The 26,360-nt window shown below is 34.1% G+C and carries 26 protein-coding genes; 19 read left to right on the top strand and 7 right to left on the bottom strand.

Translation table 11 applies throughout. The annotated features are described in order from the left end of the window. Positions 1 to 122: 122 nt before the first annotated feature. From metG to ACQ654_RS16135, 3 genes are all read left to right on the top strand, one after another. Positions 123 to 2,171, top strand: coding sequence for a methionine--tRNA ligase (gene metG, locus ACQ654_RS16145; protein ID WP_430411377.1), 2,049 nt, complete (start codon positions 123 to 125; stop codon positions 2,169 to 2,171). A gap of 294 nt (positions 2,172 to 2,465) precedes the next feature. Beyond that, positions 2,466 to 2,984, top strand: a complete 519-nt coding sequence (locus tag ACQ654_RS16140) for a ferritin (protein ID WP_430411376.1) — start codon at positions 2,466 to 2,468, stop codon at positions 2,982 to 2,984. 228 nt (positions 2,985 to 3,212) lie between these two features. After that, the gene (locus tag ACQ654_RS16135; protein WP_430411375.1) at positions 3,213 to 3,617 is read left to right on the top strand and encodes an NUDIX domain-containing protein; all 405 of its coding nucleotides are present in this window, start codon (positions 3,213 to 3,215) and stop codon (positions 3,615 to 3,617) included. 16 nt (positions 3,618 to 3,633) lie between these two features. On the opposite strand, the gene ACQ654_RS16130 is transcribed toward ACQ654_RS16135, so the two are convergent. Beyond that, complete coding sequence (locus tag ACQ654_RS16130) at positions 3,634 to 5,178, bottom strand: hypothetical protein (RefSeq protein WP_430411374.1); 1,545 nt, start codon at positions 5,176 to 5,178, stop codon at positions 3,634 to 3,636. A 158-nt stretch (positions 5,179 to 5,336) separates the two neighbouring features. Between ACQ654_RS16130 and ACQ654_RS16125 the strand changes: the two genes are divergently transcribed. The 5 genes from ACQ654_RS16125 (at position 5,337) to serA (ending at position 11,887) form a co-directional block, all read left to right on the top strand. Beyond that, a complete protein-coding gene (locus ACQ654_RS16125) occupies positions 5,337 to 6,509 on the top strand; it encodes a 2-isopropylmalate synthase (RefSeq protein ID WP_430411373.1) in 1,173 nt (390 codons plus the stop codon). Positions 6,510 to 6,512: 3 nt separating this feature from the next. Continuing rightward, the gene (gene leuC / locus ACQ654_RS16120) at positions 6,513 to 7,904 is read left to right on the top strand and encodes a 3-isopropylmalate dehydratase large subunit (protein ID WP_430411372.1); all 1,392 of its coding nucleotides are present in this window, start codon (positions 6,513 to 6,515) and stop codon (positions 7,902 to 7,904) included. 10 nt (positions 7,905 to 7,914) lie between these two features. Continuing rightward, positions 7,915 to 8,502 (top strand): 3-isopropylmalate dehydratase small subunit, encoded by a 588-nt coding sequence (leuD, locus tag ACQ654_RS16115; protein WP_430411371.1) that lies wholly within the window; start codon positions 7,915 to 7,917, stop codon positions 8,500 to 8,502. A gap of 2 nt (positions 8,503 to 8,504) precedes the next feature. Next, a complete protein-coding gene (leuB, locus tag ACQ654_RS16110; protein WP_430411370.1) occupies positions 8,505 to 9,620 on the top strand; it encodes a 3-isopropylmalate dehydrogenase in 1,116 nt (371 codons plus the stop codon). A 374-nt stretch (positions 9,621 to 9,994) separates the two neighbouring features. Then, entirely contained in the window at positions 9,995 to 11,887 is a 1,893-nt protein-coding gene (gene serA / locus ACQ654_RS16105) for a phosphoglycerate dehydrogenase (protein ID WP_430411369.1), read from the top strand. A 94-nt stretch (positions 11,888 to 11,981) separates the two neighbouring features. On the opposite strand, the gene ACQ654_RS16100 is transcribed toward serA, so the two are convergent. After that, positions 11,982 to 12,107 carry a hypothetical protein gene (locus ACQ654_RS16100; RefSeq protein WP_430411368.1) on the bottom strand — a complete coding sequence of 42 codons (126 nt, stop codon included), beginning with the start codon at positions 12,105 to 12,107 and terminating at the stop codon, positions 11,982 to 11,984. Between the two features lie 310 nt (positions 12,108 to 12,417). On the opposite strand from ACQ654_RS16100, the gene trhA reads away from it, so the two are divergent. The 7 genes from trhA to ACQ654_RS16065 all read left to right on the top strand — a co-directional run bounded on the left by trhA (position 12,418) and on the right by ACQ654_RS16065 (position 17,215). Beyond that, on the top strand, positions 12,418 to 13,074 hold the full coding sequence (gene trhA, locus ACQ654_RS16095) for a PAQR family membrane homeostasis protein TrhA (protein WP_430411367.1): 657 nt from the start codon (positions 12,418 to 12,420) through the stop codon (positions 13,072 to 13,074). Positions 13,075 to 13,099: 25 nt separating this feature from the next. Further along, the gene (locus ACQ654_RS16090) at positions 13,100 to 13,816 is read left to right on the top strand and encodes a tetratricopeptide repeat protein (RefSeq protein WP_430411366.1); all 717 of its coding nucleotides are present in this window, start codon (positions 13,100 to 13,102) and stop codon (positions 13,814 to 13,816) included. A gap of 25 nt (positions 13,817 to 13,841) precedes the next feature. Beyond that, entirely contained in the window at positions 13,842 to 14,561 is a 720-nt protein-coding gene (locus tag ACQ654_RS16085; protein ID WP_430411365.1) for a DNA alkylation repair protein, read from the top strand. A gap of 715 nt (positions 14,562 to 15,276) precedes the next feature. Continuing rightward, entirely contained in the window at positions 15,277 to 15,690 is a 414-nt protein-coding gene (locus ACQ654_RS16080; RefSeq protein WP_430411364.1) for a hypothetical protein, read from the top strand. A 34-nt stretch (positions 15,691 to 15,724) separates the two neighbouring features. Next, positions 15,725 to 16,303 (top strand): hypothetical protein, encoded by a 579-nt coding sequence (locus ACQ654_RS16075; RefSeq protein WP_430411363.1) that lies wholly within the window; start codon positions 15,725 to 15,727, stop codon positions 16,301 to 16,303. A gap of 9 nt (positions 16,304 to 16,312) precedes the next feature. Beyond that, positions 16,313 to 16,765, top strand: a complete 453-nt coding sequence (locus ACQ654_RS16070; RefSeq protein ID WP_430411362.1) for a hypothetical protein — start codon at positions 16,313 to 16,315, stop codon at positions 16,763 to 16,765. A gap of 21 nt (positions 16,766 to 16,786) precedes the next feature. Continuing rightward, positions 16,787 to 17,215 carry a VOC family protein gene (locus ACQ654_RS16065; protein WP_430411361.1) on the top strand — a complete coding sequence of 143 codons (429 nt, stop codon included), beginning with the start codon at positions 16,787 to 16,789 and terminating at the stop codon, positions 17,213 to 17,215. Position 17,216: 1 nt separating this feature from the next. On the opposite strand, the gene ACQ654_RS16060 is transcribed toward ACQ654_RS16065, so the two are convergent. The 4 genes from ACQ654_RS16060 to ACQ654_RS16045 all read right to left on the bottom strand — a co-directional run bounded on the left by ACQ654_RS16060 (position 17,217) and on the right by ACQ654_RS16045 (position 21,316). After that, on the bottom strand, positions 17,217 to 17,909 hold the full coding sequence (locus tag ACQ654_RS16060) for a peptidoglycan DD-metalloendopeptidase family protein (RefSeq protein ID WP_430413033.1): 693 nt from the start codon (positions 17,907 to 17,909) through the stop codon (positions 17,217 to 17,219). A 138-nt stretch (positions 17,910 to 18,047) separates the two neighbouring features. Next, positions 18,048 to 18,587 carry a hypothetical protein gene (locus ACQ654_RS16055; RefSeq protein WP_430411360.1) on the bottom strand — a complete coding sequence of 180 codons (540 nt, stop codon included), beginning with the start codon at positions 18,585 to 18,587 and terminating at the stop codon, positions 18,048 to 18,050. Between the two features lie 62 nt (positions 18,588 to 18,649). Next, complete coding sequence (ppk1, locus tag ACQ654_RS16050; RefSeq protein WP_430411359.1) at positions 18,650 to 20,665, bottom strand: polyphosphate kinase 1; 2,016 nt, start codon at positions 20,663 to 20,665, stop codon at positions 18,650 to 18,652. Positions 20,666 to 20,779: 114 nt separating this feature from the next. Beyond that, complete coding sequence (locus tag ACQ654_RS16045; RefSeq protein ID WP_430411358.1) at positions 20,780 to 21,316, bottom strand: ASCH domain-containing protein; 537 nt, start codon at positions 21,314 to 21,316, stop codon at positions 20,780 to 20,782. Positions 21,317 to 21,487: 171 nt separating this feature from the next. On the opposite strand from ACQ654_RS16045, the gene hemN reads away from it, so the two are divergent. The 4 genes from hemN (at position 21,488) to ACQ654_RS16025 (ending at position 25,612) form a co-directional block, all read left to right on the top strand. After that, positions 21,488 to 22,849, top strand: coding sequence for an oxygen-independent coproporphyrinogen III oxidase (hemN, locus tag ACQ654_RS16040; RefSeq protein ID WP_430411357.1), 1,362 nt, complete (start codon positions 21,488 to 21,490; stop codon positions 22,847 to 22,849). Positions 22,850 to 22,860: 11 nt separating this feature from the next. Beyond that, positions 22,861 to 23,694: a universal stress protein gene (locus ACQ654_RS16035; RefSeq protein ID WP_430411356.1), complete on the top strand. Its 834-nt coding sequence runs from the start codon at positions 22,861 to 22,863 to the stop codon at positions 23,692 to 23,694. 301 nt (positions 23,695 to 23,995) lie between these two features. After that, positions 23,996 to 24,673, top strand: a complete 678-nt coding sequence (locus ACQ654_RS16030; RefSeq protein WP_430411355.1) for a hypothetical protein — start codon at positions 23,996 to 23,998, stop codon at positions 24,671 to 24,673. Positions 24,674 to 25,015: 342 nt separating this feature from the next. Further along, complete coding sequence (locus ACQ654_RS16025; RefSeq protein ID WP_430411354.1) at positions 25,016 to 25,612, top strand: hypothetical protein; 597 nt, start codon at positions 25,016 to 25,018, stop codon at positions 25,610 to 25,612. Here ACQ654_RS16025 and ACQ654_RS16020 read toward each other — a convergent pair. Continuing rightward, on the bottom strand, positions 25,587 to 26,288 hold the full coding sequence (locus tag ACQ654_RS16020; RefSeq protein ID WP_430413032.1) for a sulfite exporter TauE/SafE family protein: 702 nt from the start codon (positions 26,286 to 26,288) through the stop codon (positions 25,587 to 25,589). The genes ACQ654_RS16025 and ACQ654_RS16020 overlap by 26 nt on opposite strands. Positions 26,289 to 26,360 lie beyond the last annotated feature (72 nt).

The following is a 26,360-nucleotide window of genomic DNA, read 5'->3' as shown; positions in this document are numbered from 1 at the left end:
ATTAAGTCGAATTATTACCCCGATAAATCTACAATTTTGGGGGTAAATCCTTATTTTTGCACGTTAATTTACGGTTTTCTATACATAGAAAATCTAATCTTACTGAATTGAAACGAAACGAAATGACTCAAAATCCAAAACGTTATACAATCACTGCCGCTTTGCCATACACAAATGGTCCTATTCATATTGGACACTTGGCTGGTGTGTATGTTCCTGCTGATATTTATGCCCGCTACTTACGCCTAACAGGTAATGATGTTGCCTTTATGTGTGGAAGTGATGAACATGGAGTTGCCATTCCAATGCGCGCTAAAAAAGAAGGTGTATCGCCACAAGATATCATTGATAAGTATCACGGAATCATTAAACAATCGTTTGAAGACTTTGGAATTTCGTTTGACAACTATTCGCGTACATCTGCGAAAATTCATCATGAAACCGCTTCTGAATTTTTCAAAAAACTATACAAAGACGGTGAATTTATTGAAGAAATTACCGAACAATTATACGATGCCGAAGCAGATCAGTTTTTAGCAGATCGTTTTGTTGTTGGAACGTGTCCAAAATGTAACTACGAAGAAGCCTATGGCGATCAATGTGAAAATTGTGGAAGCTCGTTAAGTGGAACAGAACTCATAAATCCAAAATCGGCAATTACAGGAAACGTACCAACGTTGAAACAAACAAAACACTGGTTTTTACCCTTAGATAAATATAGCGATTTCCTTACGGAATGGATAATTGAAGGGCATAAAAAAGATTGGAAACCAAATGTATACGGACAAGTAAAATCGTGGGTTGATGATGGTTTAAAACCACGTGCCGTAACGCGCGATTTAGATTGGGGAATTCCAGTTCCAGTAGAAGGTGCAGAAGGAAAAGTATTATATGTTTGGTTTGATGCGCCAATCGGTTACATTTCGGCAACGAAAGAATGGGCCGCACGCGAAGGAAAAGATTGGGAACCGTATTGGAAAGATAAAGACACGAAGTTGGTACATTTTATAGGAAAAGATAATATTGTATTTCACTGTATCATTTTCCCGTCAATGTTAAAAGCACATGGCGATTACATTTTGCCAGACAATGTGCCTGCCAACGAATTTTTAAACTTAGAAGGAAACAAACTATCTACGTCTAAAAACTGGGCAGTTTGGTTGCACGAATATTTACAAGATTTTCCAGGAAAAGAAGACGTGTTGCGATACGCGTTAACCGCGAATGCACCCGAAAGTAAAGACAACGATTTCACTTGGAAAGATTTTCAAACCCGAAACAACAGCGAATTGGTTGCCATTTTAGGAAACTTCATCAACCGTGTTGTGGTATTAACACATAAATATTACGATGGAATTGTTCCAGCATATACTGGTGAATATGAAGAATTAACGCAAGTAAAACATTTTCCAGCAGTCATTTCAAGTTCCATAGAAAGATATCGTTTCCGTGAAGCAAGTCAGGAATTAATGAACTTAGCACGACTTGGAAATCAATTTTTACAAGCCAACGAACCTTGGAAAAAAATCAAAGAAGATCCTGAAACGGTAAAAGGAATCATGTATATAGCGCTTCAAATTGCTGCGGCGATTGCGGTAGTATCAGAACCATTTTTACCATTTACATCAAACAAATTAAAAAACATATTAAACCTTGATGCCAATTTAGGTTGGAATGATATTGCAACGAAAGACGTTTTAATTCCGGCAGGACATAAAATTAATCCTGGCGAATTGTTATTTGCTAAAATTGACGACAAAGAAATCCAAGCACAACTAGACAAGCTTGAAGCGACAAAAAAGGCAAACGAAGCGGCAAACAAAGAAGTAATTCCACAAAAAGAAACGGCAACTTTTGACGATTTCACAAAATTAGACATCCGTGTCGGAACCATTATAGAAGCTGAAAAAGTTCGTAAAACGAAAAAGTTACTAAAACTATTAGTTGATACAGGTTTGGACAAACGCACCATTGTTTCTGGAATTGCAGAAAGCTTTACACCAGAAGAAATCATTGGTAAGAAAGTAACCGTGCTCATCAATTTAGCACCAAGAGTAATTGCCAAAGTTGAAAGTCAGGGAATGATTTTAATGACTGAAACGCCAGAAGGTAAACTCGTTTTTGTAAATCCTGATGAAGATGATGTGAACAATGGTGAGACAATTAATTAATCGAAGTTCGATATAAAATCGCTACTTATTAATCACTTAGTGTAACAAAATATATCCTTTGTCACTTCGAGCGCAGTCGAGAAGCTAAAGAATACTATTGCTTAATAGAATCTCGACTGTGCTCGATTTGACATTTTAATTATACCATTAAAAATCAATATGATGTAAATATATTTATATCAAACTCACACAATCACTTTCCCTTTAGTTAGAATAAATTAAAATTATACCGCAAGCAAGCAAAGCTCACGGTTTATACGTATTTTTACATAACCGCAAAAAAAGAAAAGAGTTATGTTATCAAAAAATATGGAAAGTGCATTAAATGCACAAATCAGAATAGAATCAGAATCTTCACAAGTATATTTGGCCATGGCAAGTTTTGCTGAAGTTCAAGGTTTTGAAGGTGTAGCTTCATTTATGTATATGCATTCCGATGAAGAACGCCAACACATGTTAAAATTTGTAAAATATATAAACGAACGCGGCGGACATGCTACGATTTCAGAATTATCAAAGCCACCATTAGAATACGGTTCGCTTAAAGAAATGTTTCAACAACTATTTGATCACGAAGTAAAAGTGTCAAAAAGTATCAACGATTTGGTTCATATCAGTTTGCAAGAACAAGATTATGCAACGCACAACTTTTTACAATGGTATGTAGCTGAACAAATTGAAGAAGAAGCGTTAGCGCGAACAATTTTAGACAAAATCAACTTAATCGGAGACGACAAAGGTGGTTTGTATTTGTTTGACAGAGATGTGCAAGCAATTACAGTACAACCTGCAACGGCAAGTCCAGCAGAATAAAAAAATAATAGTTTAGGCTTACAAAAAGGCGATTGAGTTTTCAATCGTCTTTTTTATGTGCTGAATTTAGTTCGGCATCTTTCACACTAAGAACTTTTAGTACACTTCATCAAAATGCAAAATTTAAAAACTCATTATCATCCTGAAATAAAAACGCTAGAAAATAAATCTATTTTCACAAGGTTAGCCACAAGAAGTATAGCTATTCAAGATGATTGTATTTTACTAATGTACACAGAACGATATGAAGATTATAGTCTTCCTGGTGGAGGCCTAAATTCGGGCGAAGATAAAATCAAAGGAATGATGCGCGAGCTTAGTGAAGAAACTGGAGCCACAGCTATTAGAAACATTAAACCCTTTGGTATTTATGAAGAATACAGACCATGGTACAAGCCCGATTATGACGTTCAGCATATGATTTCGTATTGCTACACATGCGATATTAATAAAGAATTGGGCAAATCAAATCTGGAGTCTTATGAAAAAAAGAACGGCATGAAAGCGCTATGGATTAACATTCATGAAGCCATAAAACACAATAAAAAGACAATGGCTACAAATGATAAAAAAGGAATGTCTGTTGAACGAGAAACTTTTTTATTACAGCTAATCGCTGAACGGATACATTAAAAGAACGGATACGAATCTATCGTATCAATTTCTTCGCTTTCGCTTGAATAATCTCGGCAACGGGTTTATTCTCAATATTACTTTCCAACCACGACAACACATCTAAATACAAAAAAGCTCTTCGCTCGTACGGATCATCTTCAAAAGGTTTCAACTTAGCGTGTAATTCTTTAAAAGCATTCTTAATTTGATGTGGATAAATATCGCCTAAACTTTTCAAAAACTTGATCATTTCCTTCTGAACTTCGTGCAAATCGTCCATTTTCAACAAATACTTATATGTGCTTTTTAGTTGTGTTTCCAAATGGTAATCCAAGCCTAATTCATAATGCGCAACCAAATTCAAAATTCGAGAAAAGCACAACAAATCTTCACGTACTTTCAATGATTTATCAGTAATGATTTTCTGTAAATACAAAATACAATTCTTATTATCGCCTGTTCCAAAATACAACGAAGCAATTTTATAATAAAAAATCATCACGTGATGTTGATCAATTCGATTCTCAAAAGTGGCAATGCGTTTATTCACTTCTTCTACTAAATACAAACCTTCACTAAACGTTCCTGTCAAAAAGTGGTAATTAAGTTTATTCATGTACACATACAAAAAGCTCAACACGCTCGTATTATCATTCTGCGGAATGACATCGTTTTCAATATCGTGTTCCAATTGTAGCAACACTTCTTTAAACTTTACTTCATGTCGTATATAAAACAACGATTCCAACAAATAATGATTTCCTTTCAAATAAAACACAGGGTTTATTTCAATCATCTTTGGATATGCCTTAAACAAATCCACCCATTTATTGGCGTACCGATAACTTGACAAAAAATCTTGCGTCAAAAAACTATGCCATAAATATGCTTTATACAACCATAATCGTTCTCTAAATCCGAGTTCATTCAAATCTAACTTTGGCAATCTATTGTGAAAATAGGTGGTTACTTCTTCATGATCTTTTTCATTCTTTACATATCCAACTTTCAATAAAATACCGTACAACTGAAGCGATAAATTCGAAAGTTTGCTTGTCAATACATTTTGAATACTCAATTGTTTTGCTTGTTCAGACAATTCATCTGCTCGTGTGGAAATACTTCTGGTAATATATTGGGTTTCTATAATTTTTTCGAGTTCCACAATTTCGTATGCAATATTCTTCTCTTCGTGTTCTAACGCCAGCACTTTGGCTTTATCCAACAACTTTAAACTTTGCGAATACAAGCCTTTATTATACAAAATAGTAGCATAATCGAGTTGTTCTCTAATGGTAATACGAATATTATGTTGTGCAGGATTTAGGCGAAGACTTCTTAAAATCTGTTTATACAAATTTGCTTTTAAATTTGATAATTGCTGTTTTGTAACAATTTTCTTCTTCAAAATAGCTTGCTCATCGTATACATTGCTCTTATCTAAAAAAGTAAACAATGCTAAAAACTTTGCGTTTGTATTTCCTTCAAATCGACCAACATAGAGTTTAAATTGTCGTTTCTCAGATTTCGACAACGATTTAATCAAAATAAATAATGATTCCTTTTGTTGGTTTGACATTGTAAAAATTTATTTTTAAAATACTGAAAACCAATATTTTAAATTACTTTTTTAGGGTTTTAGCTAGTGTAAAATCGAACAATAGATCATGCACTTTCGGAAACACAAAGTATACATTCGTATGGATAAAAAGAAATAAACGCTAAAAATTTTAGTACATGAGTTCAAATCGAGTCCATATTTTTGATACCACATTAAGAGATGGCGAACAGGTTCCAGGCTGTAAGCTAAACACTGCTGAAAAGCTGCTAATTGCTGGCCAACTAGACACTTTAGGTGTTGATGTTATTGAAGCTGGATTTCCTGTATCGAGTCCTGGAGATTTCCAATCGGTTCAAGAAATTGCCAAACTGGTAAAAAACGCTACTGTTTGCGGACTCACTAGAGCCGTTGAAAACGATATCAAAGTTGCAGCAGAAGCACTAACATACGCAAAAAGACCGCGAATTCACACAGGTATCGGAACTTCCGAATCGCACATGAAATACAAATTCAAAGCAACACCTGAGCAAATTATAGAACGTGCCGCCGCCGCCGTAAGATACGCAAAATCTTTTGTGGAAGATGTAGAATTTTACGCAGAAGATGCTGGACGAAGTGACAACGAATTCTTAGCCAGCGTATGCGAAGCTGTCATCAAAGCTGGCGCAACAGTTTTAAACATTCCTGATACGACAGGATACTGTTTGCCTGACGAATACGGCGCAAAAATAAAATATTTAAAAGAAAATGTTACTGGAATTGACAACGCAATTCTATCTTGTCATTGCCATAACGATTTAGGATTGGCAACTGCAAATTCAATTGCGGGCGTTTTAAATGGTGCACGACAAATAGAATGTACCATCAACGGAATTGGCGAACGTGCAGGAAACACATCTTTGGAAGAAGTAACCATGATTTTAAAACAACATCCTAGTTTAGAATTAAACACAAACATCAACTCCAAAATGTTGACAAGTATAAGTCAATTGGTTTCTGACACAATGGGAATGCCTGTACAGCCAAACAAAGCAATTGTTGGTGCAAATGCATTTGCACACAGTTCTGGAATTCATCAAGATGGTGTGATCAAAAATAGAGAAACCTACGAAATTATGAATCCAAAAGATGTTGGCGCTGCAACTTCTTCTATTGTATTAACAGCGCGTAGCGGAAGAGCTGCATTGGCGTACAGAGCAAAAAATGTAGGCTACGATTTAACGAAGATAGAATTAGACAAAATATATATTGACTTTTTAAATTTTGCCGACAAAAACAAAGAAGTCACAGATACCGATATTCATCAGATCATAAAAATGAATTTGGTTGCTAAAAGGATGTATGCTTAGATTATGAAAAAAACACTATTCGACAAAGTTTGGGATACACATGTGGTAGACAGCATTCCAAATGGTCCACAAATCTTATACATAGATAAACATTTAATTCATGAAGTAACGAGTCCGCAAGCGTTCAATGAATTGAAAAGTAGAAATATTCCTGTTTTCAGACCAAAACAAATTGTGGCAACTGCCGATCATAACACACCAACGGTAAATCAACATTTGCCTGTAAAAGACGAATTATCACGAAACCAATTACAACAACTACAACAAAACTGTGATGAACACGGAATTGAATTATATGCATTAGGTCATAAATACAACGGAATTGTGCACGTAATGGCGCCCGAATTAGGAATCACGCAACCTGGCATGACCATGGTTTGTGGCGACAGTCATACCTCAACACATGGAGCTTTTGGCGCAATTGCTTTCGGAATCGGAACAAGTCAAGTAGCACAAGTATTTGCAAGTCAATCACTATTACTAAAAAAACCAAAAAAGATGCGAGTTACTGTCAATGGTAATTTACATGAAAATGTATTGCCAAAAGATGTAATTCTCTATATCATTTCAAAACTTGGAACCGATAGCGGAACTGAGCATTTTATAGAATTTGCTGGTGATGTATTTGAAAACATGTCCATGGAAGGACGCATGACGGTTTGTAACATGAGTATTGAAATGGGCGCACGTGGCGGAATGATTGCACCAGACGAAACAACATTCAACTATGTAAAAGATAAAAAGTTTGCGCCAAAAGGTGCAGATTTTGATGCGAAAGTTGCCTATTGGAAAACATTGAAAACAGATGCTTCCGCAGAATTTGACACAGAATATACATTTGATGCTTCCGACATTACACCAATGATTACGTTCGGAACCAATCCAGGTATGGGAATGAAATTAACAGACAACATTCCTGAAGCAAAAGATATCAATTTGGAGAAATCATTACACTACATGAATTTCCAAAAAGGTGCATCTTTAGTTGGACAAAAAGTAAACTATGTCTTTATTGGAAGTTGTACCAACTCACGAATTGAAGATTTTAGAGTTGCCGCAAACTATGTAAAAGGAAAACAAAAAGCATCAAACATCAATGCTTGGCTCGTGCCAGGTTCGCAATTGGTAGTAAAACAAATTCAAGAAGAAGGGTTAGACAAAGTATTTGAAGCGGCAGGTTTCAAACTACGTCAACCAGGATGTTCGGCATGTTTAGCCATGAACGACGATAAAATTCCTGATGGCGAATATTGCGTTTCTACTTCAAACCGAAACTTTGAAGGCAGACAAGGACAAGGCGCACGTACCTTATTAGCAAGTCCGTTAGTAGCGGCAGCAACTGCAATTGCTGGAGAAATTGTAGATGTAACCATTCCAGTTTTGGAAGAAGCATAAAATTTAGCGTATGAGCACATTTAACACATTTACATCTACGGCATATCCGTTAGCTGTAGAAAATATAGATACAGATCAAATTATTCCTGCACGTTTTTTAAAAGCAACAAATCGCGCTGGTTTCGGTGAAAATTTATTCAGAGATTGGCGTTTTCAAAAAGATGGAAATGCAAATCCTGATTTTGTATTGAATCAAAACAAATATGCAGGTTCTATCTTAGTTGCAGGACATAATTTTGGTTGTGGTTCCAGTAGAGAACACGCCGCTTGGGCATTAAAAGACTTTGGATTTAACGTAATTGTTTCCAGCTTTTATGCAGACATTTTCAAAGGAAACGCCCTAAACAATCATGTGTTGCCAATTCAGGTAGCGCCAACATTTTTAAAAACACTATTACAAACCATACAAAACGATCCAACAACGCAAATAGAAATCAATTTAGAAGCACAAACACTTTCAGTTGGGAATGATCTTAACACAACATTCGACATTGATCCGTACAAAAAAATGTGTCTCTTAAAAGGATACGATGATATTGACTTTTTAGTCAGTAATCTTGACAAAATTGAAGCGTTTGAACAACAACACATATTTTAACTATGAACTTACACATTGCAGTACTTTCAGGTGATGGAATTGGACCTGAAGTTACACATCAAGCTATAAAAATATTAACGGCTGTAGCCGAAAAGTATCAACACAACTTCACATTTGAAGATGCGTTAGTTGGTGCTGTTGCTATTGACGAAACAGGAAATCCATTACCCGAAAAAACATTAGACTTGTGTTTGGATGCAGATGCGGTATTATTTGGCGCTATTGGCGATCCGAAATACGACAACAATCCTTCGGCAAAAGTACGTCCCGAACAAGGGTTATTGGCGTTGCGAAAAGCATTAGGACTGTATGCAAACATTCGCCCTGTAAAAGCATATGACACCTTATTGGAGAAATCTCCATTAAAAGAAGAAATTATAAGAAATACGGATGTTGTTATTTATCGCGAATTAACTGGCGGAATTTACTTTGGAAAGAAAACACTCAGTGAAGACGGCACAAGTGCTTCCGACTTATGCGAATACTCAAAAGAAGAAATAGAACGTGTAGCACATTTAGCATTCAAAGCGGCACAAGGCAGAAACAATAAACTAACACTGGTTGACAAAGCCAATGTGTTAGAAACATCTCGTTTGTGGCGAAAAGTAGTTACTGCAATGGCTTCACACTATCCAGCTGTTGAATTAGATTTTTTATTTGTAGACAACGCCGCCATGCAAATGGTGCTCAATCCAAGTCAGTTTGATGTGATTTTAACCGAAAACATGTTTGGTGATATCATTTCTGATGAAGCCAGTGTCATAGGCGGATCAATTGGATTATTGGCTTCGGCTTCTATTGGTAACAAATATGCATTATTTGAGCCTATTCATGGTTCGTATCCACAAGCAACAGGAAAAGGCATTGCCAACCCAATTGCTTCCATCCTATCCGCGGCTATGTTGTTGGATCATTTTGGATTAGCAGACGAAGCAGAAACGGTTAGAAATGCCGTAGAACGTGCAATTGATTTAGAAATTTGCACACCGGATTTAAATGCAAATGGCGGTTATTCTACAGAAAACGTAGGAACTTTTATTGAAGAATTTATCGCAGACATAGGAGCTTTACATATCAACTCAGGAAACATAAAAGTTGGTCAATCTACCATAATTTAGTAATTAGAGTGCTCTCATTCCCTTTCGATTTGCCCGAAAGGGAATATTTTGAGCTTCTTGAAGCGTCATTCTGGACTCGATCCAGAATCTCATCAAACTATTTTCAATTGTGACGAGAAACCGAATTAAGTTCAGCTTGACGATTTTTTAGCTTTCTAAAAAGCTGTATAGCATTCACAATCTATCATAACTATTTTTGATATAAGGCAACATCCTACAAAACTAAAAACGAACTAAAATAAAAGGTTTTCTTTCAATCTGAAAGCATAATACCTTCTTATCAACAAAACTATTAGAAATGTTAATTGAATATTGCACAAAGCATCGTTCCTGTGAAATGATTTTAATATTTTTACCGCTTATTTTAACAGATCATGAAAATCGCTCAAAAAAATTACGTATTCGATTTCGATAGTACACTTACAAGTGTAGAAGCACTCGATGTTTTAGCCGAAATTACCTTGGCTAATAATCCGAAGAAAGACGAAATTATTAAAGAAATTCAAGAAATTACCAACCTCGGAATTGATGGTGAAATTTCCTTTACAGAATCCTTAGAGCAACGTATTAAATTATTAAACGCGCACAAGTCAAACTTGGATGAATTGATACAGAAATTACGTCAACAAGTATCATCTTCAATTGAAAGCAATAAAGAGTTTTTTGAAGACTTTTCAGATGACATTTATGTAATTTCATGTGGATTTAAAGAATTTATCGATCCAATCGTGAAAGATTATAACATTCCATCTGATCGTGTGTATGCAAATACATTTACTTTTGATGATGAAGGTCATATTATCGGATTTGACGCTGACAATGTATTATCACAACATAATGGAAAAATTCAGTGTTTAAAAGACATAAATCTTGATGGAGAAATTCAAGTTATTGGTGATGGTTACAGCGATTATGTGATGCGTGAAGCTGGCGTTGCAGACAAGTTCTTTGCGTTCACGGAAAATGTAGCACGTGACAAAGCGGTAAAAAAAGCTGATCATGTAACTCCAAATTTGGATGAGTTTTTATTTGTAAATGATTTACCAAGAAACATATCCTACCCAAAAAATAGAATCAAAATACTATTACTAGAAAACATTCACTCAGACGCGTTTGATCGTTTGGCTGATGATGGTTTTAGTGTAGAAATATTATCGCATAGTTTGTCTGAAGACGATTTAATCGAAAAAATAAAAGACATTCACGTATTAGGAATTCGTTCCAAAACACAAGTAACACCCAAAGTAATTGCCGCCGCTAAAAAATTATTAGTCGTTGGTGCTTTCTGTATCGGAACCAAGCAAATTGATTTGGAAACGTGTAAGGAAAACGGAATTGCGGTCTTTAACGCGCCGTACAGTAATACACGTTCGGTGGTTGAATTGGCAATTGGAGAAATTATAATGTTGATGCGAAGTGTATTTCCTAGAAGTACCGAATTGCACAACGGACAATGGAACAAAACGGCAAAAGGCTCACGCGAAGTTCGTGGAAAGAAACTCGGAATTGTTGGATATGGAAATATCGGAAAACAATTATCAGTGCTGGCGGAAGCGATGGGAATGCTGGTTCATTACTACGATATTGAAGATCGTTTGGCACTTGGAAACGCACAAAAATGTAAATCTTTAGACGAGTTATTGGCACTTTCAGATGTGGTTTCATTACATGTTGATGACAATAGCGCAAACAGAGATTTCTTTGGAAAAGCACAATTTGATCAAATGAAAGACGGCGCTATTTTGGTTAACTTATCAAGAGGTTTTGTCGTAAATATTGAAGCGCTTAAAGAAGCTATTGAAAGTAAAAAAATTGCGGGTGCGGCTGTAGATGTATACCCAAAGGAGCCAAGAGCTAACGGCGATTTTGAAACACCACTTAAAGGATTGAACAACGTAATTTTAACGCCACATGTTGGTGGAAGTACGGAAGAAGCACAACGTGATATTGCTGATTTTGTTCCGAATAAAATTATGGCATATGTAAACTCCGGAAATACGGTTGATGCGGTCAACTTTCCAAATATTCGTTTACCACGACAAAACAATGCACACCGTTTCTTGCACATTCACAAAAATGTTCCAGGAATCATGGCGAAGGTCAACAAAGTATTGGCAAAGTATGAACTCAACATTACAGGACAATATTTATCTACGGATAGTAAAGTAGGATATGTAATTGTGGATGTAGATAAAGAGTATAACAAAAAAGTAACAGCGGCGTTGAAAAAGATAGAGAACACGATTAAGTTTCGTATTTTATACTAGTCACGATGAAGAGTGATTTCTTAATTTCAATACGTATTACTGTACTAACATAAAAAAAGCTATCTTGTTAAAAGATAGCTTTTATTTTTTGAGATTAATCATCTTCATTCGTATCATCATTATCCAACCATGGATTGTAACCTCCTTTGATTTCTAGTAATTCTTCATTACTTAATTCTTTCATAAGAATTGTGCCTAAAGTGCTGTTTTTTTGTCTCATAATGTTCATTTTTAATAGATTGATAGTATAAAGAAATTAAAAAAAAGGGGGTAAACAAAAAATAGCATATCTTATTTATAAGTTTTGTGAGTTTTTTAACACAATACAAGAATCTATATTATACACAGATCAACTTTTTAGAACTTGCTATCTAATTTAGGTACTGTATATTTGTCGTAAATTGTTGTTTTGAATTTTATCGTGAACGATTATGGGAAGAAATTTGTATTATAATCAAGTACGTATCAATATCATATACTTTCACGAACATTAAAAATAACCATCTTCAATTTATAAAAACAAACACCATTTGAAACCAGAAAAAGAAGCCGTTTACTATTCACCATTAGAAGAAAAACTCAATATCCTTTCGCATGGTTTGGGCGTGTTATTAGGCTTTATCGCATTAATATTTTTAGTACAACGTGCTTTCCAATATGGCGAAACAATGCATTTGGTAAGTATTACCATTTACGGAGTAAGTATTATTATATTGTATTTGGCTTCTACGTTGTATCACAAAGCAACCAAACCCAATTTGCGGAATCGATTGCGCGTATTTGATCATGCGGCAATATATGTACTCATTGCCGGAACGTATACACCTTTTGCGCTTATTACCTTAAAAGGCACAACTGGCTGGATTATTTTCGGAACGGTTTGGGCATTTGCGGCGGTTGGAATTACCCTAAAACTTTTCTTTACAGGCAAGTTTGACAAACTTTCTACCGCCATGTATGTATTTATGGGTTGGATTATTGTATTTGCCATTAAACCATTGCTAGCAAATTTATCAAGCGAAGGTTTATTTTGGTTATTTGCTGGTGGCATTGCTTATACCATTGGCGCAGTTTTATATAGCATTCGAAAATTACCTTTCAATCATGCTATTTTTCATATTTTCGTATTAATTGGTAGTATGTGTCACTTTATTTCGGTCTATTTGTATGTATTGCCGAGAGAATAAATTTCTATATATCTTCATTCTTCCTATGAAACAAACATCATTCTATGTATTACTTCTATTTTTAATCTTAAATTCTTGTGGTTTTCTAACAGAAGAAGATTATTACAATCGCGCTATACATCATGAAGATAAAGACGATTATCCAAGTGCTATTGCGTTACTCGACAAAGCTATTGCCAAAAACCCTGATTTTAAAGATGCACTTATTTTTAGAGGTTACTGTAAATCTATGCTTGGGGAAATAAAAGAAAGTACAATTGACTATAGAAAAGCGCTACAATTAGAACCCAATAATACGCTTACACTTTTTAACCTTGCGGCAAACTATAATGAAATAGAAAACTACGAAGAAGGAATTAAATACTATTCCAAAGCATTGCAATCTGAATATGTAGTTGCTTGTTCGGCTACACCTGAAGGAATTAAAATTGAACTAGTTTCTGCTTTTGATGATTCAGATGAAACAGGCTATGAAGTTGAAGAATGCGAACTTTACTATTGGCGTGGTTTAAGTTACTACAAAAATGAAGCGTACGAACCTGCAATTATTGATTTTGAAAAATCTATTACAGGAAACTATAACAATAGTGCTAGTTATTATTATTTGGGTGAAATCTATTTACAAAAAGAAAATGTACAAAAAGCTTGTGAATACTTTACACGCGCCGCAAATTTAGGCGACATTGATGCTCCAAAAAAGCTAGCAGAATACTGTCAAAATAAAGCACAAACAAAGGAATAATAGTTATCTAATATAGCATACATCATTGAAAACAATTACTCGAAAATCTGATATTAACGTGTTGCTTGAAAAATGTTTTACCGCGTATCAAATTGATCACTTGGCAGGATGCATTAGCACATTACAAGTACACATTCTTTCGCAAAAGGTGAAATTTCCATTGTTAGAATTTTGTGCTGCACAATTGTATGAACGCATTCCACAACGAGAACACATTTCGCTTTGTGATGGTGTGCATGCACTAAAAACAGAAGGCGGCAATGTGATATTAGGGATTTTATTGCAAAAAAGATTGACTGAACATTTTTCAGAATCTATGGAGAAGGCGACCGAGTATATTTCTAAAGCAGATATTTGGTATGTATGCGATATTATTGGCGAACGCGTCTATGGATATTCTTTATTGCACGACCCAAAAAAGACTATTCCTGTATTAAAAAAACTATCCAAACATCCAATCAATTGGGTCATTCGTTCGTTAGGCGCGGGAAGTCATTATGCCATCAAAAAAGGATTGGATAAAAAGAATGTGTCTACAGTTTTTAAACTCTTGTTGACTATGGCAAATACCAAAGACAAGGAAATACGCCAAGGTGTTGGTTGGGCGGCAAAAACGACTGCTAAATTTCATCCAACCATTATTGACGATTTTAAAGTAGACGTTGAAAACACAGAACATGTTGCCAATTGGTTTCGGAAGAAAATCGAAATTGGTTTGCAACGGAATACGTATTTAAAAAGCTAGTTTTTTGTGTTTGATATCATCTCGGCTGTCCTTAATGTGATAAACACAAAACAAAAGAACACTACTGTATTTTCACATTGAGCTGACATTAAATTAAGCATCACGCTGTGTTGCATGACAAAATAAAATCCGTTTGAAAGCTTCTCGCAGGTCTGCGAGACGAAATAAAACGCGTTGGAAAGTGTGTTGCATGACTGCAGGGACGTTTCAAATGTGTTGGAAAGCTTCCTGCATCGTTGCGAGAACGTTTCAAACGCGTCGGAAAGCTTGCCGCATTGATGCGAGAAGGTTTCGGAAGCATTTTTATTGCGAATTTCGTAATAAAATGGTTTTATTTGATGATTTTATTGCGAATTTCGTAAAATGATGATTTTTCACGTCATTGTGAGCGATAGCGAAGCAATCTGCCACTTGTTAACACTACTGATATGCCGAAGTACGCAAAGCCGTTTCCTTTTGTATTTGATCACATATTGTCAGTAAACCTCTCCTCTTTACGGGAAACCACAACCCCAACATTTTCAACTTCAAAGAAATTACCTATCTTCCTTTCTGAAAAATTCATCAAACATTTTAAAGGAAAGTATTGAAGTAACTGAGTTTCTAGATATTATCAAAAAAAGAAAAAACAACCACATCATAAAATTAAAATCGCTCATTTAATTTGTATTTACTAAATTAGAAGCTTCATGAACTTCAATTCCTAAAACACAGTATGAGTTTTTTTAAAAAATTATTTTCAAGTGCTTCCAAGGTAAAACCAAAAACGGAAGAAACTTCACCAACGCAAGAAGACAGAACAAATCACGAATTAGAAAATGATATCAGACAACAGTTGGTAAACGACAAGAAAAAAGTGATGCTTGTCCAAGTAAAAACATTTATGACAAGTCATGAAGGCGCCGACGCAGAAAATGCTTTTCTAGCCGCTGGAATTATGGATGAAGAACTTAGAAAAACCGTTTTAGAACAGTATGTTTGGCATTATTTAGACGATGTAGACGAAAGTCTTCAGTGTACAATGCAACTAGTACTTATTGAGGTTTTAGAAAAACTGAAACCTTTTACGGATAGCCGTCATATATACGAAGAAATTATGGGCATTAAGTACCAAGGATTCGATGATTAACATCATATTGTACTGAAAATCTTTTATATTTTTCATGAAACCCAACAAAACATATCTTAGAGGAAAATCTGTTTTTATTGTTTCGTTATTGGTCATTACGGTAACGGCGCTCATCGTGTATCTTACAGGCATCAATTTGCAGAGAAGTATCACAGCTAACTTTTACATGTCGTTAGGAATTATAGCAACTGTATTGTTTTTATTTCTAAGCTACGGATTATACAAAGGCATTGAAATTGAAGACAACTTTCCAAAACTAAAAGGTTTTGAGTTTAAGAAAAAGTTGAGTGAAGGCTTTACTCCTGAAGGTACATCCGTTTTTGATATTGGCGATGGTATTGGTGGCGTCATAGTATCTATTGTAATGTGGATTGTAGTTTCAATCATATTAGTCTTTCTACTGATAGTTTTAGAAACCGTACTTTCGTTTTCCATAGCACTAATTTTAGCTATGTTGTATTGGATCTTTTTTAGAGCCATGCGACTCGTTTTTTCTAAAGCTTCACATACAGAAGGCGATATTGGATTGGCTGTTATGTATGCGTTCGGTTATACATTTTTGTATATTGGTTGGATGTATGGAGTTGTATATATAACAACCCTTTTTAACTAATCAACCTTTATGAAATTCAATTCATTACAAGAACTCAAAGCAAAAGTTGCATCATTAGAAACACCTCTCTATGAAAAATATTCAGAGACATTTGATGAAAAAGATGTATATAAGGAGCTTGCAACTATTATTAATAATCAACTTATCAATGCTCCTTTAATTCCTGAAGCATTTCAAAATTTACTGTTATACATTAATACAACCAATAGCTATGTTTCTTGCCTTTGGTACGATCCACAAACAGATACTATTTTAGAAGATTGTAGCTATAGTGTTGTAACCTTTACAAAATATCAAGACGAAGAAGTTTCGGAAGAGTTTTTAGATGAGGATGATTTTTGCTTTTATTGGTTTATCATAGAAACATTAAAAAAATTCAGGTTATCTTCAATCAATTCATTAGGAAATGTAGCCATTTATGAAAGTGATCAGGGTGATGATGTAGAAATTATAACATTTTAACCCTACTAAAAAATACAAAATATGCAACCACGTGTCACCATCATCGGATTAGGTGTCAATAATCTCGAAATTTCTACCGCTTTTTACAAAGAAAAATTTGGCTGGAAACTGACCAATGCCAGTAATGAAAATATCTCTTTTTTTCAGTTAAATGGAGTGTTACTTTCACTATATCCAAAAGACAAACTTGCGGAAGATGCCACTGTTGATCCAACAGGCTCAGGGTTTAAAGCATTTACACTTGCTTACAATACACACACTAAAGAAGAAGTAGACGAAATTATTACCGATTTAGCCAATAAAGGTGTGAAAATTGTAAAACAACCTGAACATGTTTTTTGGGGCGGTTACAGTGGTTATATTGCCGATCTGGATGAAAATCTTTGGGAAATTGCTTTTAATCCGTTTCTAAGGTTGGACGAAGCAGGAAATACAATTGAAGAAGTGTAGACTATTTTAACTGCAATAACAAATTAGGATCAGGGCAATTTTGTGTATAGAATGCTACATCGTTTTGAGAAGATACGCCTGGATAATCACCTTTATAATCTTGTATATCTTTTATGATTTGAAAATGTAAATGCGGCGGATAATCTCCATTTACAGTTGCATCACCTAATGTTGCAATTTGTGCACCTTTTGTAAACTGTTGTCCGACTGTTAAAGTTGAAATTGAAATCAAGCTTACATGTCCATAAAGCGTATAAAATTCAACGTTTTCAATAGTATGTTTTAGAATGATTGTTGGACCATAATCACCAAAATTGGTGTTATTTTGAAAACTATGTACTTCACCATCTAACGGTGTATAAATGGGTGTTTCTGCGGCAATCCACAAGTCTAAACCTAAGTGAATATTGCGTTCAGTTGCTGGATTTTGATCGTTAAAATACTCACTTCTATTATAAATACCACGCGTTTCCAAATATCCGCCAAACGCCACTTTTGCATGGTTTTCAGCAATATGAGTATCAATGTAATTTCCAAGCTTTTCAGAAGAAGAAACAGCAACCGTTTTCAACTTTTCATTTGTTACCGATAAATCCAACGCAATATAGTCTGACTTAGAGATATTTGCATCTAATACATGTAACGATTGCTTTCCTAAGTTGGTTACGAATTGTAGAAACGAAGTTGAGGTCATACCTTTTTTTTTCAAAAATACAGATTTATACTTTTACTTGGCAATGATACAACTGAATACTAAATAATCATCTTGTTACAGAATTTCAGCCACAAATACACGAATTTCGTATTTGAGTATTAAATCATTTTGTATAAATTAATATGTAACTTTCGTTTTTTCTTTTAATATTGGAATCAATTTTTCCGTGAGCAACTGCATATGTCGTTCAGATTCAATGATAAATTGAAACTTATGTTTTTCACCTTCATGTTTAAATTCTAGGTAATTATCTGCACCAAGACTTTGCAGAGCACTTCTTGCTTTTCGAACTCCTTTGTAGTCGAAAATTCTAAATTTAATATGGGCAATTTCTGAAAGCGGAAACGTTTCTGTATAATCAAAAGTAATTTCGTTTTCATCAAAAAATAGAACGCTAGTAGTAGCAAGATCATTTCCATCATAATCTCCAAAAGAGGTGAAATTCCCTATTAGAATACTAATTAAGCAAGCAAAGAATATCAATTTAACTGCTAGATAATCAAGTATAATGATTTCATGAAATTTATGGAAAATCGCTCCGAAAATAAGTAAGAATCCAAGTCCAACAAAACCTACAAGCATTAGTATTCCTGATTTTGAAATATCAAATACAACTCCTTTTTTTGGAGTTACTACATCAAAAGCGATTCTTTCCATTTACACATTTTTTCTATACTTTATTGGTATAATTGCGCAATTGAATGTTACATATCTTCAAATTAACGATTCAAAATCGTAAGTTCTTGATACGCCTTTTCTTGTGAATGAATAGCTTTTGAATCTTCCTGTACATACTTGTTTTTTTGCTTGGCATCAATAATTCTAGCTTTTACCGAATCATCCAATTGCCATTGTACATACGTACGAAGTTGTTGGTGAATGTCTTTGTCTAAAATTGGTGTAATGACTTCAATCCGATGTTCTAAATTTCGTGTCATCCAATCGGCTGAACCAATATACATTTTTTCCTTTCCATCATTTCCAAAAATATACACACGTGCATGTTCTAAAAATTGTCCCAACACACTTTTAATAGTAATATTTTCACTTTGTCCTTCAATGCCAGGCACTAACGAACACATTCCACGAATGACCATATCAATTTTTACACCTGCATTGTTTGCTTCATACAACGCATCAATCATACGTGGATCTTGAAGACTGTTGAGTTTTAGAGTGATATACGCTTCTTTTCCTGCTTTTGCATGTTCAATTTCGTTGTCAATCAACTCCAAAAATGTACTCCGAGTTGTAAATGGTGAAATAAGCAACTTTTTACTTTTCGGAATAATAATTTCACGTTCCAATACTTGAAATACTTGAATCAATTCAGAAGTCACTTTTTCGTTTGCTGTCATCAAGCAAAAATCGGTGTACAATGTTGCTGTTTTTTGATTGAAATTTCCTGTTCCAATATATCCGTATAGTTTAGGCGTTTCGTTTTCTATTCGTTCAATACATAATATTTTCGAATGTACTTTGATACCTGGATAACTGTAAATTACTCGTGCGCCGTGATCTTCTAATATTTTTCCCCATTTGATGTTATTCTGCTCATCAAATCGTGCTTTGGTTTCTACAAAAACGGTGACTTTTTTACCATTATTACAGGCATTCACCAAAGCTGTTGTCAAACGAGATTCTTTGGCAACGCGATACAAGGTAATTTTAATTTTTGTTACGTCTTCATCTGCCGCGGCTTCTTCTAACAATTCGGAAACATGGTCAAACGATTCGTATGGAAAGTACAACAAACGATCTTTCTCTGTAATTGCCGTGAATATACTTTTATATTTAGATAATTCTTTGTTTCGAACTGGCGGTAATTCGGGTAAAGATAATTTTTTATCGGTCGGATTCGGAAAACCAAAAAAGTCTTTAAAGTTGTGATACGTTCCGCCCAAAACAACATCTGTTTCGTTTACGCTGAGTTCTTTTTTAAGTTCGTTCAATAACACTTCAGGTGCTTTTTGATCGATCAGCATACGTGTTACCTGACCTGTATCTCTATTGCTTAAAGAATCTTTTATTTTTTCTAATAAGTTTCCAGAATATTCATTGTTTATATATAATTCTGCATCACGCGAAACTTTCACTGCATAAAATGTATTTTCAGGATATATTTCGGACAACTTGTATTTTAAAACATCATCAATAAATGTAATATGATGTGTGTCATTTTCAATTGGAAGTACTACAAATCGGGCGGTATCTGATGGAATTTTGAAAACTACTAAATTTCCTTCATGTACAGATGCTAAGTATAATTCTTCGTTCTCAATAAAAATATCTTCTGAAGAATCACGATTTTCCAACGGCAATTGTGGTTGTAATTTTTCTTGATAATATGCTTTCGCGAATTGTTGCTGTGCAGTTGTAAAACGCGTCCAATCGGTTAAAAGAATTCCTTCTTTTTCAAGTTCGGGAATGATTTGATTTTTAAAAATACGCCCAAACTCTTCTTGTTGTATATCAACTTCTTTTTTTATCTTACGCAATAACTTATTAGGCTTTGTAATGAGTTTTTTACGTAAATTTTTATCTAATCTTTTTATTTGACGAATAGCAGATACACGTACTTTGAAAAACTCATCCAAATTAGAAGAAAAAATTGCTAAAAATTTAATGCGTTCGTACAATGGATTTCGTAAATCTGCGGCTTCTTGCAAAACTCTATGATTGAAGCGTAACCATGATACATCTCTGTTGTAATATTCTTTTGTAATTAAAGACATTCGTCGGGAACTTTAGTGAATAAAAGTTAAGATTGTGTTTGTAAAAGTAGTCAATAATATACACACTACCTTACATTACGGAATGCTTAACAATATCGTAAAATATATTGCTTATCATTGAGGCCAAATTGTTTTAAATTGTTCACAAACAACCAACATATTTTCTGTTGGTTTTTCTCCACTTTCTTTTAAGGCACTTTCAAAAAAATCCCAATGTGATTTTTTCCACTTTTTAAGTGGTTCAATAGTTGTTCCCATATCTTTTTCAGCATGTGTTTTTGTAATTTTATGGAACGGAATGGTATCTACTTTTGTAATTTCAATAATTGCTGTTGCTTTCCCGTCAAAATCTGTGATGATATGTTTGGTGCCAACTGTTGGCAAGTCAGCATTTGCTTCTTTATACCAAGTGTACAAACCCGATGAAGCTTGTTTTTTACCTTCTAAAGTCAATATTGCAAGTCTATTTGCATCTTCTCTATTCATATGAAAATACCATGAATCTGGTTGTTCGTCTTTTTTAAATTCAGGATTTGATTTTACATAATTATTCCACATTTCAACAACAGTATTTTCATTGTTTACTTCCGTTTTTGATTCACTTTTACAGCTAATTAAAACGATACATAAAATAATTGGCAAATATTTCATAGTTACTTTTGGTATTAGTGAATATATATATTGAACAAGCTACAATAATCTTATTGAGCATCAAAAATCGCTTAAAAATTTTATTAAAAGTTTAGCATAATTCTACAAACATGATAAATATCATATGACAGCCAAAAACTGACATTTACCTTTGAAGTATAATTATCAGGTATGTGCAATTTAGTGAACAAATACAATGTGGCAGGTCCGCGATATACAAGCTATCCGACTGTTCCATATTGGAATTTAGATACATTCTCGTTGGAAGAATGGAAAACTTCATTACAAAAATCGTTTCAAGAAAGTAATGACACAGAAGGAATAAGTATCTACATTCATTTGCCTTTTTGCGAAAGCTTATGTACATTTTGCGGTTGTAACAAGCGAATAACAAAAAGGCACGATGTAGAAACTCCATATATGAAAGCAGTTTTGAGTGAGTGGGCGTTATACTGTGACGTTTTGAAGGACAAACCAATGGTTAAAGAACTTCATCTTGGCGGTGGAACGCCCACTTTTTTTTCACCAGAAAATTTACAAGAATTAATTGAAGGCATTCTTGCCAAAGCTACACTTGCTAAAACGTATGAGTTTAGCTTTGAAGGACATCCAAATAACACAACCGAAACGCATTTGCAAACCTTATACAACTTAGGATTTAGACGTGTGAGTTTTGGTGTACAAGATTATAATGAAACGGTTCAGAAAGCCATTCATCGTATACAACCTTTTGAAAATGTACAAAAAGTTACCAAACTCGCTAAAACTATTGGGTATACGTCTGTTGGACATGATATTATTTTTGGGTTGCCTTTTCAAACCACAGAACATGTAACGGAAACCATTGCTAAAACAAAAGAATTAGCGCCCGATAGCATTGCCTTTTACAGTTATGCGCATGTGCCTTGGATAAAAGGAAACGGACAACGTGGTTTTAAAGATGAAGATTTACCAACAGCTAACGAAAAAACAGCACAGTACAATTTGGGCAAATCTTTATTGAAAGAAGCAGGATATGTTGATATTGGCATGGATCATTTTGCGTTGCCTACGGATGCACTTTACACATCTATGATTGAAAAGCGTTTGCATCGTAATTTTATGGGCTATACAGCTAACAAAACACAAGCCATGATTGGTTTGGGCGTTTCTTCCATTAGTGATAGTTGGTATGGTTTTGCTCAGAATGTAAAAGATATTGAAACCTATTACGAATTGTTACGCAAAGATATTATTCCTGTATTTAGAGGTCATATCCTTACGGAAGAAGATTTAATCATTAGAAAGCATATTTTAAACTTAATGTGCCACTTTAAAACTTCTTTAAACGCCGAAATTACAGCCATTCCCGAATTATCATCTATCCGTTTGAAACTCCAAGAGTTTGAAGCTGACGAGTTAATAAACATCAACAATAACACACTATACATTACCAAAAAAGGAAAACCTTTTGTACGTAACATTTGCATGGCTTTTGACGTATTATTACAACGAAAAAAACCAGCGACGCAATTATTCTCAATGACCATTTAAAAAAACTAAACATGAAAAAAATTATTGTACCCGTAGATTTCTCCAAACATTCAGAATTTGCATTAGAAGCCGCCGCTATTTTAGCAAAAAAATACGATTCAGAAGTATTGGCTTTGCATATGTTAGAATTGTCTAATGCGCTTATTTCTGATTCGGATGGCAACAGACAAGCAGAAGCCGTTTTCTTTTTAAAATTAGCCGAACAAAAATTTACAGATTTCTTAGACAAACCGTATTTAAAAGATGTGAAAGTAACGCCTATTGTAAAGCATTTTAAGGTATTTGGTGAAGTGAATGATGTTGCCAAAGAACACAATGCCGATTTAATTGTGATGGGCTCGCACGGTTCAAGTGGTATAAAAGAAGTATTTATTGGATCGAACACAGAAAAAGTAGTACGCCATTCAGATATTCCTGTGTTGGTTGTAAAATACAATCCAATTTTGATGGACTTTGAAAACGTTGTACTTGCCTGCGATTTTTCCAAAGAAGCCATTAAACCATATATAAACGCAAGTGCTTTATTTTCAAAACTTGGCGCTACATTACACTTAGTATATGTAAACTTACCTGGCGCAAGTTTTAAAAGTTCTGTAGAAATGGAAACACGCGTAGCAGACTTTTTAAAGATTGCTGACGGACATACCGATGCAATAGAAAATGTGCATTATGTAAGCGATTATTCTATTGAAGAAGGCATTCTGAATTTTGCAAGCACAAAAAGTGCAGATTTAATTGCGGTAGCAACGCACGGGCGCAAAGGTTTGGCACACTTTTTTGAAGGAAGTATTTCGGAAGATATTGCAAATCATTCTACATTACCAGTAATGACATTCAAAATTTAAGATTGTTAGTTAATCTTATTAATTGTGTAAAAGCAGAAAATCAATAACAAGATTTTCTGCTTTTTTTATGTCTAGTGTTAAATTACTTTCGATATTCATTGAATTCTCGTAAATTTAACTAAAACGCTAATATTTGACTCTGATAAAACCAAATTATTCTTGAAGTATGAAGTGTAAGGAAGACGTTGCCTTATTTATTATTAACAATAGTAAATTTTGAACGTTACACGTTATAGCTCATAAAAGTTACTAAACCCCAAAAACTTTTGTCACACTACTGAAAGTCTTAAAAATAACTCTAATGAACCAAAAAAAAGCAACTTTTAAACCCAATCCGTTAAGAGATAAAATTGTCAAAAGCAATGGTGTTTCTTTCAAATTATGGCTCGAATTTGAAGAGACCTGTAATTGGGAAAACATAGAAAATAATTTTGCTAATGTTGGCGTTGACACTTTAGACGGAAGGTTTTACGGAATTAATGTTTGGACATATCAATTTTTACAAACTGCCATTAATTATGATAAGCAAAACAATACCAATATAAATGGTTTGTATCAAATTCCACCTGATATTTTTGTGGAAGAATTGACAAGAGATTGTATTGAAAAAACAATTATTGATTTACTGAAAAAAGGAAATTTAGAAGATGTACTAAACACGTCTATTTTTGAGCTAAATTTTATAGAACCGTATTGGAATGCTACCGAAATAGAAGAAGAACACAAACAAACGCTACTTACTCAACTTCAACTTGAATTACCAAAAAACCATGTTTTATATGATAAAAATGTGAAGCTAATTGCAAAAAAAACAACGAACAAAGACATTATTTTAAAACTAGAAAATGATAGCATTGCCGTTGTGCATTTAACATGGTCGTCAAAACAAGAAGCTGACGGATTTCCGATAACCAGAATGTATAAAGACAAAATAGATTTTTGGAAAAACGAAATGTCTGAAGATATTCGTGACTTTTAAAAAGCTACACAACCAATAAAGGTTTTTCAAGAATTCCCTAATTGCCCTTGTTAAAAATGTTCTCCTCTCAATAGCATCTTTCGCGTCAAGCATCAACAATTGGTAATGCATAAAATTCTTTTTCGCTAATACTTCACCTCAAGTAGGTTTTAATTTCTATACTAAAAACACCCAAAAATTACAGGAATAACTATACTATTTATCATAGTTAAAGAAGTTTTTGTACTATTAAAATTGAAGAAATTTATTTTGATCTTGGCTAAAATTAATATAGTTTTAGTTGTAACTACATAAGCAAATCAGTTACAAGTGTAAAACAACGCTTCACAAATATAAATTTATATGATACACACTTTTTTAAAGGCAAAACATTGGCAACTATTCATCATATTACTTGGACTTCCATTACTTTTTCAATTTTACATAATGTACACGATGTTTTCAACTTTTGGTACCGAAACAAATCCAGATCCTGAAAATTTTATAGATTTTTTTCAAATCTTTCCATTAATTATGATCGTATTTATGTCTATATTTTTTGGCTGGTTTTGGTCCATAGCTATTGGATTGCAACACTGTATTCCTTCAACGATTAAAATGAACGTGACTAAATTCAAAGTTTTTTTCTTTATCCCTTTAGCTTATATCACATTTATTATGCTTCACATGGCAGGAATTATTGCAACATCACAAGAAGGTTTTGAGTGGATTTATGCACTTATCATTCCGCTACACTTATTCTCTATGTTTTGTATTTTTCATACATTATATTTTGTTTCTAAAACCATAAAAACCGCAGAAGTACAAAGAAAAGTTGAGTTTAGTGAATTCTTAGGAGAGTTCTTTTTACTATGGTTTTATTTCATTGGCATTTGGATTATTCAACCAAAAGTGAACAAACTTTATGAAAAGCTTAATGACAATTCATCGTATTCGTAACCAAACCAGCATTTGGTGCAGGAGAAATGTACGGAATTCCCAATCCTAAACCGCGAAAAATAAACAAAACACCTATCAAAACTACTAATACAGGAATCGCTTTTTGAATGCGTTGTTTTATAGAAGTATTTAAAAATTTACCCAAATAAATTGCGGTTGTCATGAGCGGAATTGTTCCCAAACCAAACAATAGCATATACAAACTTCCTTGGTAAATGCTTCCAGTTGCTATAGCACCAAAAACCGCCATATAAACCAATCCGCACGGTAAAAAACCGTTCAGAAAACCGATGGTGAAAAATGTATCCAAGCGTTTCTTTTTGAATTGTGCGCCTAAACTTGACTTGATTTTTGAAATGATTTTGAAAATAGGTTTCGAGAAGTTATACTTACTAAATGTTTTATATGGAAGACTAATGGCAACAATCATTAACACACCAATTACAATAGAAAGTTTTTGTTGTACACCAAAAATGTAAATGCTTTTTCCAAGCAACCCAAATACGAGTCCAATCGTTGCATACGACAACAATCGTCCCATATGATACAAAAATATTTGTGCTGCTTTTTTATAACTATTTGTACGATCTACAGGCAACATAAACGCAATTGGTCCGCACATACCAACGCAGTGAAAACTTCCTAACAATCCTAATATGAAACCTGATATCAACATCAAAAAAACTTATTTTTTTATTCTTTGTCATTCCGCACCTGATGCGGAATCTATGTATCTGTAGAATGGATT

Source organism: Kordia sp. (assembly GCF_965283645.1).
GTDB lineage: Bacteria > Bacteroidota > Bacteroidia > Flavobacteriales > Flavobacteriaceae > Kordia.
Note: the sequence above shows the minus strand (reverse complement) of the source record. Positions and strands in the feature narration are given on the sequence as shown.